This is a genomic window from Haloplanus ruber, from assembly GCF_024494725.1.
GTDB classification, from domain to species: domain Archaea; phylum Halobacteriota; class Halobacteria; order Halobacteriales; family Haloferacaceae; genus Haloplanus; species Haloplanus ruber.
This window is the reverse complement of record NZ_JANHDK010000001.1, coordinates 1,355,934-1,370,954: the sequence shown is the minus strand read 5'-3', so window position 1 is coordinate 1,370,954 and position 15,021 is coordinate 1,355,934. Positions and strand designations below refer to the sequence as shown.

Genomic DNA, 15,021 nt, shown 5'->3' with positions numbered 1-15,021 from the left:
GAACTCACACTGTGTTCAGCATGCCGATTCTGGCAGATTTGGGATAGGTCGTTCAGTCGATGCTATATACAGGGTGCGTCTCAATGTGTGTCCGGAAATTTGGGAAGTGAATCGGTCAATACAGAGGCTGTATACAACACGGCCTGTAGTGTGGGTATCCGTTCCTATTTCGGTAGATGCATATGTTATAGTTGTCGGCGAGAAGGGCATTAGAGCTCGCCCAATAATTAATTCCTCCAAAGATGTCTCAGAGGGCGAACGTTTTTAACATACTTTGACACTGAAGTACTATGGTTGGTAAGAAGCGCTTCAATCAGTTCCGCTTGGAGATGTGGCGACGGATCCGTGATAATCTCGGGACCGATATAACTACAGAGGATTATTTCAAATATGCAACTGGAAAGGAGGACGTCCCAGAATGGTGTCTTGACCATCCTGACTCACTCCACAGTTTTACTCGATACTATCCATACGCTAACCAACCAATTGCGTTGGTTCTTGATAATCCTCGTCTCGATGTTGGGGAACCAAAGCCCAACCAAACCAAGGAGCGAAGCGATCGGTTCCCGACGTTGGAGCATTGCAGGTATGCTCTGACAGAATCCACTAATATTGAGCAATTAGCACGAATCTCGTCCGAACATTATAATTCATATTTCACCGGGAAGGGTCCGACAGAGCGACTCTTCATAGCTCTTGGAACCATTTTTGACTCGCTAAACATTTCTGATGTCGTTAACAAAGTATCTGAGCAAAATCAATGGGATCCGATTGGTACTGATTCTGCCACAAAAATGAATGCGCCTGTATCAGATTGGAAGGACTATTTTTACAATCCAAGTAATGTTGGAAATCAGTACCTTGAGTTAATAGAGGGTTGTACCGAACCACATCCTCTGGAATCGTTGCACGTGAATATTGGAGAGATGGAAATTAAGGCTGACTCTGAGGGGTTATCTGGCTGTAAGCCTGACCCAGAATGGGGTTTATACAGCGACTTTTATATTACGAATCGGTATAAATTTGGGACTCCAGAGAGCAGTAATATTCCTGTTTGTTCAACTTCAGAGCACCTTCATGAACAACTTCTATTTGGTGGGCTGACTGCGGAAAAAGGCCTACTACAAAAGGGAGAACTCGACTACCTTGCACCTAAGCTCATCATCGGATTTGGAAAACACGCGCAAAAGGGGTTAATCAGTTCTGCTGAACCTGTATATGTCCATGAACATGCGAGTAATGACCGAGCTACGACGAATAATTTCGGAACGGTTTGGCAGCGCCAATCCGGGGAATACGTTCTTTTCGCGCCACATCCCGGCCATTGGGGTAGTAATCTCGGCGAACCCTTCGAAGATGGCTATGCTGAGGGGTGGGAGCACCTTGATCGTGCTCTTCTGGCTTTAGAATCTGAACTACTATTATGACATCTGTACCGTAATCTCTCTGTATAGACCACTACGTTTTCTATATCGACCGTCCGATTAGCTCGTTAGTCTGTTCCACTCGTGACCGACCCGCTCCTTGCATTTTGAAGACTTTAATGAGTCGAATGAGGTGCCTAAGAGAACGGTTTCCAGTCGTGTAGAGTCCGTTGAGATTCAGATGAAAAAGATCCAGTAGACACTGGCAGTATAGACCGCGATGGTTAGAATGGTTCTGAGATTGGTTTGGAGATAAGTAGGAAACATAACCGTGCCAAATATTAGAGCTGGCACCTCAATGACGTGCTTTATGATTCGTGTGGCGAATAGAATGAACACAACATTGAGGTATGGCACTCTGATTACGGAGGCAGAGAGTAAGTAGGCTATGACAGCGAATACGGGGATAACGATAGCTGCTGCTAAGACGAATAGCCGGAGGAGACTAGGTTCTTCTTCGCCGTCTAATGTCTCTTCTATCCCGGACACGAATTCGCGCAGGTCTTGAAGTTCCTTAGAATCTCCATCGGGGATCTCGTCTCTTAAGAGAAGATATGAGAGTTGACTGCTAAATTGATATAAAAAGTAGTTTACAATGGCGTCAAGAGGGGTAGTCGGATTTTCCACGCTTTCAGCAGCTGAAGCCGCGTAGATATACATAGCAGTTCCCCAGAAGAGGATGTAGGCGTGATAGATGAGCTCAATGAAGATGATGCTAATAAGGGAGAGGACGATCGCTCCGACCAAATGAGCAGTAGCAATCCCCATAGGGATGGGTAGCGTGAGGAGTACGAGAGACACAGATATATGGAGGATGTGGAAGGCAACGATGACTCCCAAAAATTCGACAACACGATATGTGTATTCGAAGTAGAACTCCTCATCCGAGAATCGGGAGCTGTTCACACTCCAGTGGAATACGGCTATTGCAGCGAGAATGAGAGCTGCTACTCGGATGATATGGCCCTTGATCCCAGGCGGGGCTGTGGCGAGAGTGGCGGCCGACAGGATTCCGGATGTGGCGAGTTCGAACTGGATTTGATCTTCCCGAGAGAAGTTAAACAGTATAGCGGAGATAGAATCATCTTCTTCATTCACCTTGGAGCTCTCCTCGTGTTCCTGCTCAACTACCACGATCAACTTGCATTACCGAGTCGTTGCTAATAATCGGAGGGGTCACTTCTACAAGCTTCACTTCATCGACCAGTTGAGGACCAAGTAATTTCCCGTCGGTAATACACTATAGGTCCTACGCGACACCTACAAGTATATTCTACGAGGCACTATTACACTTATTCGGATCTGGAATGTGTCTGACTGAGATGGTCCCCGAACAGTCTGGGATTCAACAGAGCAGCTCTTACTGTTCACCCGTGAGAAAGGTTGAAGGAGCGGCCAGCTAATCGTCAGGGTACGTTTCCCTCATCGTATGCAGTTTATAGACCGCCACACAAACCCCGCACGTCTGAACGACGATATTCGCCCACTGATCGAAGCGATTCTTAACAATCGCCGGATCTTCGATGCGGAGCAAGACGATCCACCTTTCGTCACGGAGGCAGTGAAGTACCGCCGAGAACGCCAGAAGCGACGGCAAACGAGTCCATACACGGGATCAGACGAATTCGTCCAGAGTATCATCGACCTGTTTGGCTTCGACCCGCTCGATTTCCAAGTCGAGAGCTGGAAAGCGATCAAAGAACTCGATCAGGAGCGCCGTCGAACCGACGAAAAGAAAGCTGCAATCTTCTCCGCCCCGACTGGATTCGGGAAGACGGAAGCCTTCCTAGGTCCTCTATATCAGTTACTTCGTGAGGGGAAACAGGATTCCGTGGCGTTCGTCTATCCGAGTCGGGCACTGCTCCAAGACCAACTCGGACGCGTCCTCAAGCACGTTTACGACATCAACTCTCAGTCTGGAGACCAGCTGTCGGTCGGCATTTACGTCGGTAATATGCCGTATGAGATGAATGAAGTCGAAACGAACCAAGTATTCTTCCAGACGAGCGGTGGTCGCCCTCGGTTCAAACTCGCTAACTGTTGGTGCGGCGAAGAGGGGAACCCGAACGCATTCGAATATCACGGAACGTCGAAAGGCTACACCCTACGCTGTGAGCACGATGAGGAACACTCTTTCACCGATCGTGAGTTGCTTCTGTCCCGGAAGGATCTAGTCTTCAACAATCAGCCGGACATCCTCCTCACGACGCTCGAGTCGCTCGAAGGGTTCGCACTCAAACCACACTATCCTCTCATTGACGACATCGAGACGATTGTGATCGACGAAGTGCACCTGAACACGCAGATGCGGGGTGCACACGCTGCGAAGATCATCCAAAACGTCAACGACATCACCGACCAACCGATTCTCTGGTTGGGTTCCAGCGCAACGGTCGACAGCACCGACCGATTCGGAAAACAGCTCTTCGGAGTGTCTGGGGACGACCTTCGTACGATCAAGCCCCATGAGTCCGATTTCGACGACGAACACAACGACCACGAACACTACTACTTCATGCTGGCTTCACCGGACGGGCCGGGTGCTTCGTCGATGTCGATCCAGCAGCACTTACTCTTCGGTCATAGCCTTCTCGAACAGTCGTCCGGTGAGCGAGGGAAGATGCTTGCCTTCATCGACAGTATCTCACAGGTGAACCAAAAATACACGCAACTCGTTGACGCCGATCACAGTCGCGAACTCTGGCGTTATCACTTGGGTGTCGATGACGTTGAAGACTGGGCTGCCGTGGCCGATGAGATGGACCATAATTTCCTTGACGAGCATCTGAATTTCATGCCCGTCTACTCCGACCGGGGATTCGACTCCGCAGAAGTCGGGCGAACCGATGTACTTCTTTCCACCTCGTTCTTGGAGGTCGGGATTGACGTCGGTGAGATCAAGACGATCACCCAGTACCGTACTCCGTGGGATCTCTCTTCGTTCAAGCAACGTGCTGGCCGGGCTGCAAGAAAGGAAGGCATGGATGCTCACATCGCGGTGATGCTTTCAAGCCTGACAGGTGATGCGAATATGTTCTACCGTGCCGATCGGTTCCTGGATTCAGATATCCGAACGCCGCTCAAGACCGACAACGAGGTTGTCGAGTGGATTCACGAACGGTTCCGCGACTACTATGAGATTGCGAGCGATGTCAACAATCGAAATCTTCGCCTGCAAAACCCACACGAACTTTTCCTTGAGGAATATCTTGGTGACCGACTCGGATACGATCGATACGAGCACCTTGTTTTGTCACCTTCCGAATTTCTGGAGGAGGAGATTGGTGTTGACGTAGCGCCAGAGCCTCTCCTATCTGCCGAACTCGTACAGGAAGCAGAGGATGCGCTCACAAAATATCTCGATGATCTCCATTCGGAATTTGAGGAGATCGAGTCGTTCTTTGGCTTAGATGACGGGAACGTCGTCCGCGGTAACGGCGCTATCGATGCCTACATCAATCAAGTGCAAGAGCAAGTGTTGAAACTCATTAACGCTCTCTCTGGGCAAGTCACGGGGTACCGAAACGAGCTTGACCATCTTGACGAGAAAACACATACGACCGAAATCGAAGAGTTAGAGACAACGCTCGATGCACTACGAAGCAAGGCGTCAGCGATTCCGGACGGCGATTCTCAGACGAAAGTCCAGCACTTCGAAGCACTACTCGGCGATCTGTTTGGACTGAGCGGCGATCTGATCAAACTTCAGAGTCAAGTAAATCGACTCTCTGACCGGCCGATCCCGCAGGTTCGGACGGACCGACTGAACGAGGTTCAAGATGCGGTCACGCGCCTCAACAGCCTGAGCGATGACGATCGGATCGAAGCGTATTATCGAACTCAAAAGCGGGTCTACTACCTCCAAGAGGCGCTGGACGAACTCCGAGAGTACGCCGATTATCGTACGCCTTTCCTTAGCTTGTACGCGATCAAGCATCTCCTCAGGGGGGCATACTATTTCGACCGCTACCTCCAGATTGACGACCGGAGTCTCGGTGACGTCTGGTACGTTCCGCCCAATTACTACGGGGATGCTGGTCAGTTCTTCAGCGTTTTCCGCCCTGACTCTCGCGACAGCACCGACGAGTCGATCGACAAACTCGTCAGTACCTACACGCCGTACCGGTCGGAGTATCAATCAGAAACGAACGAAATGCATGCATTCCTCCCCCGTACAGAGGTTACCGAAAACGGCGTCGTCTTCGATTTCTCACAACACGTCAGCGGGGAAGTTCGTGATGGCGTTCTCGTCCCCGATTCGATCGAGTTGTCCTCTATGACCGATCTAAGTGAGGAAGCAGCACTCAACATCGTCCGGTACTGTCCTGAGTGCTACCAGATTATCTCCGACTTGGATAACTGTCTCCGGCACGGAAAAAGCGCTCTGGGGAAAATTCATTCTGATCCCCAAGTTCGGACTCGAATTACGGAACGTAATGAGGAGGTTGCAACTGGTTCGATCGCACTAGCAGAACTCACGTCTGAAGTCACATTAGAGGGTGTGACCCTCAACATTCGCCCAGCCAGTTACTGGGGTGGGAGTGTGAATTTCGATGGGACCGATCCGTTCGAGGTCAAGATAGACCGTCCCGAGGAGACGATTGGCTTCCAAATTGATACTCGCGGTCTCGTATTCGATATGGAATCGTACCTACAACGCGTTGGCCACGATGATATCCGCGACATCGTAGCACGATACAACGACTTCGACGAAGTCGACTATGAATACGTCGCCTATCACACAGCTGCTCACTTTCTCCTTCAACTCGTCTCCGATGTCAGCGCCGTCAATACGACGATGTTGTTCTATGGCTTCAACCGTGAGGTAGGTGAAGTGTACATTTTCGAGCGGACGGAAGGCGGACAGGGAATCACTGATTTAGTGTACGACGAACTGTCCAGTGATCCTGGAACCGTCCTCGAAGCCATCAATCGAATTGCCTACAATCCCCAAGTCATCAACGAACGGCTGTGGGCTCGCGAAGAGTTCGTCGAGAAACTTCCGTGCCAGCCCGAGAATGAGGACGAAATCGAGGGCTTGGTCACCGACATGTTGGACACACCGTTCGACACCGTCGTCGAACGAGTCGTTCAAGAGGTCCTTTCGAGTATCGACAAGGCGGATCAGTTTTCGACCGACGAAGGGATCGATATCGACGACGCCTATTCGATAAAGCACGTAATCGCTCAGGAGCAGGTATCTGGATCTGAGGACTTCCCAGAGGAGACTGTCTCAGCCCTCGGCTACGATCTTTCCGAGGTTGAACGGGCTGACACGGTGTTTTCTTCACCTGATATCGACGGCTGTGTAGAGAATCTACACCTAAGCGAGTGCATCGCCGCGACCGGACAGAGCGACTCGTTGAGTTACGTTCTCCTCGAGGCACTACGAGAAGAACTCACTCGGGCTGTTCCGACGGACGATACAAGTGACGAGATGTTCGAACGCAATCTCCTCCCGGCAGGTGAATTTGATGGTACGAGCATTTTCCTTGACTTCTGAGAGTCTTGCGTATTTCATCGGTTTCTCGCTGTTACACAGCGATAGGGTGGTCATCATCTCTCCGTGGTTGAGCGATGTTACGTTACGTCTGCCAGTCAATGACCGCTTCGACGATCGAGAAATAACACTCTTGGAAGCACTGGAAGAACTCGTGGACAAGGACATCCAGTTGCTCGTACGTGAGGGGGAATCACATAACGATTATATTAGTGAGCGGCTTCCGGAACACGTCGTCATACAGGAAATCTCAGATCTCCATGCAAAAGCTGTTGTCTGTGACGCGTTCGTCTATATGGGCTCGGCAAACATTACACGCGGCGGTTTGACGCTCAACCATGAATTATGTGAAATACTCGAGAACGAGTACGGATCCGCCGAGGAGTACGTAGAGAAAAAACTCGGTTTGGATTTGGTTCAGCAGTCACCTGATTAATCGAACGAACCGGCGACAGGGGAGTCTACGTCGTCAGTTGGAGAGGTGAGATCGCTCGGAACGAGGAACGTGAGCTCCCATTCCTTCCCTTTTGTCTCGTGGAGTGCCGAATTGATGTCTCCTGCCAAGTTGAGCAGATCCTTCCTATCCATAGTGGCGAAAACACCCGAACTGTCGGAAACCTCGGCAGACCATAGTGCTGCGTCACCGACGACGTTCCGATCACTATCGTTTGGAATCACGTCTCCGAGAGCGAATAGGAGCGTCATTCCTGGCTGTAGATCGAACTTCGCACTAGGAATGATCTCTTCGCGGATGTATTCGATACGTCTCTGGATGGCTCGAATAAAGTATCGTACTTGTCGCTGAATCTCGGCTCGGTCATCGAGCTGTGAGAGTTGCATCTGAATGTTTCGTAGGTGTCGGTAGTCGTTCTCTTGGAAGTACGGTCGGCGTTCTTCAGGTGAATAGTCGGTAAGTTTGCCCTCCTCGACGAGAAGAAAGTCGAGAAAGTCAGGATAAATATCTGCACGCCGGTCACCCACATCATCGAATTCGTCCGCAACCGTGACACCAACGACGAGGTCAATGTGATTGCCTTCGATCAACTCTGACGTGTGATCGGGCTCAAGTCCCTGTTGGACGTAGTTGAGGAGAATGCTGGTGTCAACGAAGACATTGTCCAGAGATACAGTTTCAGTAGACTCATCGTCGGGACTCTCCGCCATACAATTACTCCAGATACTGCGAAGATAAATCCCTTAGCGTCTCAGTTAGCTCCTGATCTTCTGGTGATGCGTAGTCACCGGGAGCCGGACGAAGACCAGCAGAAGCTAGCTCCGCTCTGAGTTCGTCACGTCGTTCGATAACCCGCTCTTTGAAAGATTCGAATTCGGCGAGCCGTTCGGTGCGCAGTTCGTCTGCCTGCGGTCCGGTTGCCGTCTGGTACGAAATCCGCAGACAGGGGTGCTTCCACACGTAATAGTAGAAGAAATCTTGGAGGTCGCGTAATAGTGAGAGATGTTCATCGGTGAAGTCATCCGGCTGCAGTCGCTCGAGTTTGAGTAGCGTATCCTCGATCAAGTCCGTCCCCAGAACGACAACCTCGAACGTTTCGCGAAGCTGGTCGTCAGCGCGTATGTAGTGGTGGAGGTCTGATATACTCAGTTCAATCGACTCTCTCAAGGAATCAATCTCGCGGGTAGGGTCCCCATCGTCAAGGTAGATTTCAACCGTGTCGATAAGCTCCGCAAGATGAGTCCGGAGGTGCGTGCTTTCGATATAGAGAAGACGATACTCTTCAGGAGCCTCCTCTTGGTAGAAGTTCTGCAAGAAGCGCATCGTCTCTTGGTGCCATACCTCCGGAAGGACGTCACGATAGAACGCGACGAGTTCGCCCTTGGAAACATAACTCTCTAGGTCGTCAGCGGGTGGGTCCGGATCGGACTCGTTCGTTTCGTCACGGAACATGATCGGCTCGATTGGGCTGGTTTCGGACGACTCCTCTCCTACCGATTCGTCTGCCGATCCTGCAATACTCGGCTCGGATGGCGAGGTCGGTTGGTCGGTATAGACATCGAGTGACGAAGGAGAGATAGAACGATCTGGAACGACCGCACCGGCAAGGTACCAACTGTACGTAATGGGGATGTCGAACTCGTCGATTGCGAGATAGAGTAATTTCTGTACCTTTGTCTTATTCGCGTAAGTGGGATCAATCTCGGCGACGCTGGTAATAGCCTCGTCTATTCCGGCAAGCAATTGCGTGACGAGGTCGGACTCCGTGTCAGTTATTTCTACCATCTGAGTGTCGTCGCTCACTTCGGGAGCTTCGTTCATTTTACGAACGCATGTTTGTCAGTAAATCTCTTCGGTCGCAAATCTCGGAGTTCGCTCTTTGAAGCGGCCGTCTTTCAGCACGATTGCTACAACCGATTGAAGCGAGTCTCGACGACGGGTTGTTTTTATCGAGTACACTTCTTTCGATAGCTCAACGGAGACGCCACTTTGTCGGATCATGAACCATGACTCCAGCTAATTTTGTGAACCACTCCGGAAAGGGAGTATTTGAGGACACAGACATTGAGCCGATCAGTCGGAAAGTGAGTCTAACCCACATAAATTGTTATCCGCTCTTGGCCACGACAAGGGAGGCAGAAAGATAGATGAGTAATCAGTTAGTATTTCGGTCGTCTCGCTATTTTTCGAGCTGAAATCAAGGGATTGGAACGGTGTTTAGTCCCGACAGTATCACCGGTAAATACACGGAAAACGGAGGAATGCGACAGCGGCGGCTACGTGGTGATGAACTCAAAGGAGAGCAGCTTCAGACAGATAGAATCAGGAATTCGATTTGCAATTTATATACTATGCTGTCACTCCACGAATGCCGGGAAGGAAAACCCGGTTTAGGGGGGAAGGGAGGCTGCAGTGCCTCCACTCAAACCGTCGCCACATCTATATGCAATCGATCCCACAATAGGAACGTCGAAGCAGCAAGGCCTGTTGGTACCGCCGTTCAACTACCGTCCGAAGTCCGCTCGCGGCAAGCTGGTTCGCAGTAGCCTCAGCGTAGCGTATCAGCAATGCCTCACGCTGGCTCGCTTCGCTATGCTTGATTCTGTGAGCCGATACTGCCTCCTGTCGAGTGGTAGCTCCGGACGACACTCAGACATTCTTCGCCCATGGAGTACACACCACAGGCCACAGCCGTCGCTACCGCTAACCAATCATCCCCCGAACCGTCGGTATCTGCCACGGTCAGTACGAATACCACATGCCCCGAATGTGATTCGACCACCATCGGTTCCAGTGAAGAGGGCACGCGGTACTGCCAAGAGTGCGGTCTCGTTCTTTCACAACATCCTATCGAACGCAGTGAGCCGGGATGGAAACCGCGTGAGCAGCGGCGAATGGGTCCCGCTACTTCAGTCAACCACGAATCGGTCGGTACAACGCTCTGGGGAAACTCGAACGACCGTACTGGGGTACTGGAACATCACAACAACCGCTTAGAATACTCGACGAGGGCACTCAAGACGGGGCTCCGAGAAGTTCGCGCCCTGTGTACTGGCTGTGAACTCTCTGATCCTACCGAGGAGCATGCTGCCTACCTCTATCGCCGAGCATCGCAGGAGGGTTTGCTGAAAGGCAGGTCCCAGGAAAGCATCGCAGGTGCTTGCGTCTACACTGCTACGCGTCGATACAGTCAGCCAGTTACACTCTCGGATGTCGCCACCGCATCGCCGGTTACCGAACAGCGAATCTCGAGTGACTATCGAACACTCCTCAAGGAACTTGGAATTGGATTACGACCACCCGAGCCTCAAGAGTTCCTTCCGAAAATTGCCACTGCCATCGGAGTACCGTTTCGCATTCAGCGCCGCAGTCGTGAACTGCTGGAGAAAGCAACGGGGGACGGTACACATATCGGTCAAAGCCCATCTGGTGTAGCTGCGGCGGCAGTGTACGCTGCAGCAGAAGAGTACAACGAGCCGCTCACGCAGGAGACAGTCGCCGAAGTGGCCGGCGTAAGCACAGTCACAATCTCCCGACAGTATCAGTATTTCAAGAAGGAGGTGTCCAAGTAGTCAGATTTCAATGTCTCCGGATAGGAGACTTTGATTCCTTCCTCAAAAGATCGACGGGTGTTGGGCATCAATCACCGATTGTCTATGTGTATCCGTGCGGTAGAGAATCTCACAATGCCAGATGTGTCTGATCTACCGATTGTCACAGAGCCAGCCAAAGCACACCTGAATCCCAGACAGTTGCTAAATTACAAAAGCGAACGGAAAGACTGTCTCCAGTGGTTACTCACATTTGGAAAAAATCCTGCAAAGGGTGAGGGGTACGCCTTTGGGACGGTTCAACCGCGATCATATCGCATGGATCAGTTCTATCGCTGGGTCTGGGAACAAGAGGATGGGTACACTGCAAATGTACAGCCAGAACACGGAGATGAATGGCTCCGATATCTCGCACAGACAGATTACAGTAGCACGCACAAATCGAATTGTCAGAAGGCTATCCAAATGCTATTCAAATGGCGACATCACGAAAGTGGGACCTCTCAATGGGAGCCATCACTCAAATTTAGCGAGGATAGCAGCAATCACCCACGCGATTACCTGACGGAGCGAGAGCGCGAGAAGATTCGGGATGCTGCACTAGAGTATGGATCCGTACCGTCCTACGCAAACCAGACACCGCTAGAACGCGACCGATGGAAAAGGTATCTCGCCCAACGATTCGAGAAACCGAAGAGTGAGATAACACCAGAAGATTGGGATAGAGCAAATGGATGGAAGATACCATCACTGGTGTGGACATCGCTCGATGCCGGTCTGCGGCCAGTAGAAGTATCACGAGCTTCCACGTCGTGGGTCGAACCCGAAAACTGTCTCCTCCGGATACCGAAGCAAGAGAGTTCAAAATCTCAGGATAATTGGGTAGTCGGGCTCACAGAACAAACTTCGCTCTTTCTTGAACGATGGCTGGAAGAGCGGGAAGCATACTCAAAGTATGATGATACGAACGCCCTCTGGCTTACTCGTGAACAAAATACCTTCAGCTCTCAGTCACTCAAATATATTCTCACTCAGCTGTGTGAACTTGCTGGCATCGAGACGGAAACGCGCCAAATGAGTTGGTATTCGATTCGTCATTCTTTGGGAACGTACATGACTCGAGAGGAGGACCTCGCAGCAACTCAAGCACAGCTGCGGCACAAATCGGTAGAGACGACTATGAAATACGACCAAGCACCGGTCGAAGATCGACGAAATGCTCTCGATAGAATGGGGTAGAACGGAAGAGTCGTAATCAATTATTAGGTGAAGGCACTAGCTGTCGAGCTCATCAGTTGTATCTTGATCAATTGTTTTAATATCTGATTTACTTTCGTATTTATCTGTGTCTTGCTGATATTCTTCTCTTATTTTTTCAGTATTAACCCACTTCCCAAGGTCAAGTTGTGTAGGATCAGGGGTATTCGATGTGTCCAGATTCGGGTATTTTGGGAGATCCTCTTCGTCCGGTAGAATACCCTCCTCGTCAAGTGCATCACGGTGCAGCTCAATGTACTCCCGTTGCTCGTGCTGAGTGAACTGTTCTCTACTAAAAACGGAGACTTTCGGGTTATTTATCGAGTGAGCTATCTCTCGTGCTTTTTCTCTACTCTTTATTAGCGCATCCAGTTGTTTAAGTGCTGTTTGAATGCTGTTGTGAGGGCGGTCATTTTCCTCCGCATCTTGAAGCGACTCAATTATTTCCTCCCTTTCTTCTCTGAGTTGGTCTATTTTTAAGTCATACCAACCCTGATCGGATGCGAACTCGACTGCCGATTCTTGTTGTTCTGCAGAAAAATTCTCTCGCTGGTAAATCCGTCTTAGTAGCTCTTCTTGTATAGTAAGTGATGAGGACTCAATGTGACCCTCATTCAGATGCTCGGTGAATGCTGTTTTTCCGTTGCCGTCAGATAATAAATGGATGTTCTCGCATATTCTTCCAGCATCACTAACGCCGGCATCTGCCAACCACTCCAAAGTTTGTGTAACACCCTCATTAACACCTCTCTCGAATATTCGGTTGTTTGTCCCATTATATAACACAGAGATGAGTTCAGCTATTAATTCCTGAGCAGCGATCGCTTCGCCGACATTGTGTCTTTTTTCATAGGCCCCCAAATTCAATTCCGTATCAAAATCCGGACTCCGATAGTACGTCTCGATTGCCTGCCCCACCACTTTCTGTGCTTCTATAGGAGGGAGTTGGTAAAGGAGATGAAGATCAGCGACCGCCCCCTTGAATTTCTCTTTGATCTCTTCTTTTTCACTTTTGTCATGGTCATCCCAGTTTCGGGCAATACGCTTTTGTCGTTCAGTAAGGAGGTTGGCTGACGAATCAGACATGATAGATCAAGTATTCAGGTGGTGAGTTTTCATCCTTTTGTTACTTGACTTATCCGGTGTGCCCAAATCACGGTCAAACATCTTCGATAAGTCTCATTCACCAAGTCTTCGAATAGGCAAGTGCGCACTTTCAGGATTTGCGAGCTTGATGCCACCACAGATCATCCAATAACCTGATACTGTCTCTACGCAGTATTGATCACGCGCACATAGCGCGGATTGAAAAGATGAGATTGGATGGGCAAGATATGATTCTGTACGGTTGAACGCCATGTGTCATACACATAGAAGTATAATATCGGATTGAGTATTCAGAGACTCCTCAGTGCTGTGAGACTTTGCAGTACTCCTTATCAAACACGCAACCGAGTAGAAGCAAGGCAGACAGTTCGGTTAGGTAGTTCTGAGAGTTCGAATTTTCCGATATAGTAGATACGTGGACGTGAGAACAGTTGGTCGATGGCTTGAGATATAGGCTATATTTAAATTTTTCCTCAAACCGTTCTGGAGGATATTTTTGCTAGAATTCGCACTCAAGAGTCACTCAATCTACTTCCCTCCATTGTGTGAACCAAGAATGCCAGAAAGGCTAGGATCAAACGACTCGGGCACCCCAACATCGACTCCTACGGAGGTCGATCTGGAATTCATTTCCAATTCAAAAATTTCCGCGATCAAACTCAAGAAGCGAATCCTCTTTCAAAAACACTGGGAAGAATTACTGCATTTCATTCGGACCAAAGGCAAAAACCCGAACAAAGGCATTGGATATGCTGATTCGAATATAAGACCGATCAGCCGTCGTATCTTCCAAGTCTTCGAGTATGAATGGCGGAATGGTCACGAGATCTTGGAGCTCACGCCAACAGTAGCGGATGAATTCATAGAAAATCTCAACGAAGACACCATCCAGACTCGTGGCGGAGAACCCTACAAAGAGATAACGAAGAGGCATTTCAACGATGCACTGCGGATTTACTTCAGATTCCAAAACCGAAATTGGTCCCCGCCCGTTGAATTTGAGGATACCGGGTCAGGATTCGTAGCTGATTACTTCAGGTCTGCCGAATTGGACTCACTACTGGATGCCGCATTAGATTATAAGACACCGCCGTCGTACAGTAATCTCTCGCCTGAAGAGCGAGATCGATGGAAAACGCACCTTGCACAGTATCTTGGAAAGCCGAAAAATGAGATCACAGTAGCGGATTGGGAGCAGCTCCAGCGCAGTTGGAAAATTCCCTCGTTAATTGGCGTTGCGACGGACATCGGGCCACGCTGTCAGCTAATTCGCGATCTGAGATCCGATTTCATAGATCTAGAGAACGGTGTCATCGTCATCCCTCCAGAGGTAGCGGTGAAGAACGACGAGCAATGGGAAAATGAGATTTCAAGTCAATCAGTAGAAATGCTCAAGCGCTGGTTTGAGCAACGTTCTAACAACCAAAACTACGATAAATCAAATCGTGTCTGGCTTAACCGGAAGGGCAATCCCTACCAGTCAAAAAGTCTCAACAGGCTCCTAAGCAACCTCATTGACGAGTCCGATGTAGCCCCCGGAGGAAGATCATTTACTTGGCACTCGATTCGCCATAGCGTTGGGACGTATGTCTACGCTAGAACGCAGGATTTAGGCTTCGTCGCAGAAATTCTCCGGCACAAAACTCTGGAGGCAGCTCGAAAGTACGCCCATCCGACTCCGGAAGCAAAGCGTGAGGTAATCGAAGATATCTCGGGGGGTGTTTGAGA

The 15,021-nt window shown here is 49.9% G+C and carries 10 protein-coding genes; 6 read left to right on the top strand and 4 right to left on the bottom strand.

What is annotated here, in order from left to right:
- The first annotated feature begins 290 nt into the window (after positions 1-290).
- Positions 291-1,427 carry a hypothetical protein gene (locus NO878_RS07325; RefSeq protein WP_256405303.1) on the top strand — a complete coding sequence of 379 codons (1,137 nt, stop codon included), beginning with the start codon at positions 291-293 and terminating at the stop codon, positions 1,425-1,427.
- Between the two features lie 174 nt (positions 1,428-1,601).
- Here the strand turns inward: NO878_RS07325 and NO878_RS07320 are convergent, their stop codons facing one another.
- On the bottom strand, positions 1,602-2,558 hold the full coding sequence (locus NO878_RS07320) for a hypothetical protein (protein WP_256405302.1): 957 nt from the start codon (positions 2,556-2,558) through the stop codon (positions 1,602-1,604).
- A gap of 295 nt (positions 2,559-2,853) precedes the next feature.
- On the opposite strand from NO878_RS07320, the gene NO878_RS07315 reads away from it, so the two are divergent.
- Together NO878_RS07315 and NO878_RS07310 are read left to right on the top strand one after the other, a co-directional pair.
- A complete protein-coding gene (locus tag NO878_RS07315) occupies positions 2,854-6,927 on the top strand; it encodes a DEAD/DEAH box helicase (protein WP_256405301.1) in 4,074 nt (1,357 codons plus the stop codon).
- Between the two features lie 130 nt (positions 6,928-7,057).
- On the top strand, positions 7,058-7,360 hold the full coding sequence (locus tag NO878_RS07310) for a phospholipase D-like domain-containing protein (RefSeq protein WP_256405300.1): 303 nt from the start codon (positions 7,058-7,060) through the stop codon (positions 7,358-7,360).
- Here NO878_RS07310 and NO878_RS07305 read toward each other — a convergent pair.
- Together NO878_RS07305 and NO878_RS07300 are read right to left on the bottom strand one after the other, a co-directional pair.
- The gene (locus NO878_RS07305; RefSeq protein WP_256405299.1) at positions 7,357-8,088 is read right to left on the bottom strand and encodes a DUF8169 family protein; all 732 of its coding nucleotides are present in this window, start codon (positions 8,086-8,088) and stop codon (positions 7,357-7,359) included. The two genes, NO878_RS07310 and NO878_RS07305, sit on opposite strands and share 4 nt — an antisense overlap.
- Positions 8,089-8,092: 4 nt before the next feature.
- Positions 8,093-9,199, bottom strand: coding sequence for a DUF8098 family protein (locus tag NO878_RS07300; RefSeq protein WP_256405298.1), 1,107 nt, complete (start codon positions 9,197-9,199; stop codon positions 8,093-8,095).
- 845 nt (positions 9,200-10,044) lie between these two features.
- On the opposite strand from NO878_RS07300, the gene NO878_RS17275 reads away from it, so the two are divergent.
- Complete coding sequence (locus NO878_RS17275; protein WP_379824114.1) at positions 10,045-10,950, top strand: transcription initiation factor IIB; 906 nt, start codon at positions 10,045-10,047, stop codon at positions 10,948-10,950.
- A 114-nt stretch (positions 10,951-11,064) separates the two neighbouring features.
- Positions 11,065-12,168 (top strand): tyrosine-type recombinase/integrase, encoded by a 1,104-nt coding sequence (locus NO878_RS07295; protein WP_379824203.1) that lies wholly within the window; start codon positions 11,065-11,067, stop codon positions 12,166-12,168.
- 36 nt (positions 12,169-12,204) lie between these two features.
- On the opposite strand, the gene NO878_RS07290 is transcribed toward NO878_RS07295, so the two are convergent.
- Positions 12,205-13,272, bottom strand: a complete 1,068-nt coding sequence (locus NO878_RS07290; RefSeq protein WP_256405297.1) for a hypothetical protein — start codon at positions 13,270-13,272, stop codon at positions 12,205-12,207.
- A gap of 577 nt (positions 13,273-13,849) precedes the next feature.
- Between NO878_RS07290 and NO878_RS07285 the strand changes: the two genes are divergently transcribed.
- Entirely contained in the window at positions 13,850-15,019 is a 1,170-nt protein-coding gene (locus tag NO878_RS07285; RefSeq protein WP_256405296.1) for a tyrosine-type recombinase/integrase, read from the top strand.
- Positions 15,020-15,021: the final 2 nt, after the last annotated feature.

Bases quoted from the DNA above. Each gene is read 5' to 3' on its own strand.
- NO878_RS07325 (WP_256405303.1), top strand. From the start codon at position 291: ATGGTTGGTAAGAAGCGCTTCAATCAGTTCCGCTTGGAGATGTGGCGA.
- NO878_RS07315 (WP_256405301.1), top strand. From the start codon at position 2,854: ATGCAGTTTATAGACCGCCACACAAACCCCGCACGTCTGAACGACGAT.
- NO878_RS07305 (WP_256405299.1), bottom strand. From the start codon at position 8,088: ATGGCGGAGAGTCCCGACGATGAGTCTACTGAAACTGTATCTCTGGAC.
- NO878_RS07300 (WP_256405298.1), bottom strand. From the start codon at position 9,199: ATGAACGAAGCTCCCGAAGTGAGCGACGACACTCAGATGGTAGAAATA.
- NO878_RS17275 (WP_379824114.1), top strand. From the start codon at position 10,045: ATGGAGTACACACCACAGGCCACAGCCGTCGCTACCGCTAACCAATCA.
- NO878_RS07295 (WP_379824203.1), top strand. From the start codon at position 11,065: ATGCCAGATGTGTCTGATCTACCGATTGTCACAGAGCCAGCCAAAGCA.
- NO878_RS07290 (WP_256405297.1), bottom strand. From the start codon at position 13,272: ATGTCTGATTCGTCAGCCAACCTCCTTACTGAACGACAAAAGCGTATT.
- NO878_RS07285 (WP_256405296.1), top strand. From the start codon at position 13,850: ATGCCAGAAAGGCTAGGATCAAACGACTCGGGCACCCCAACATCGACT.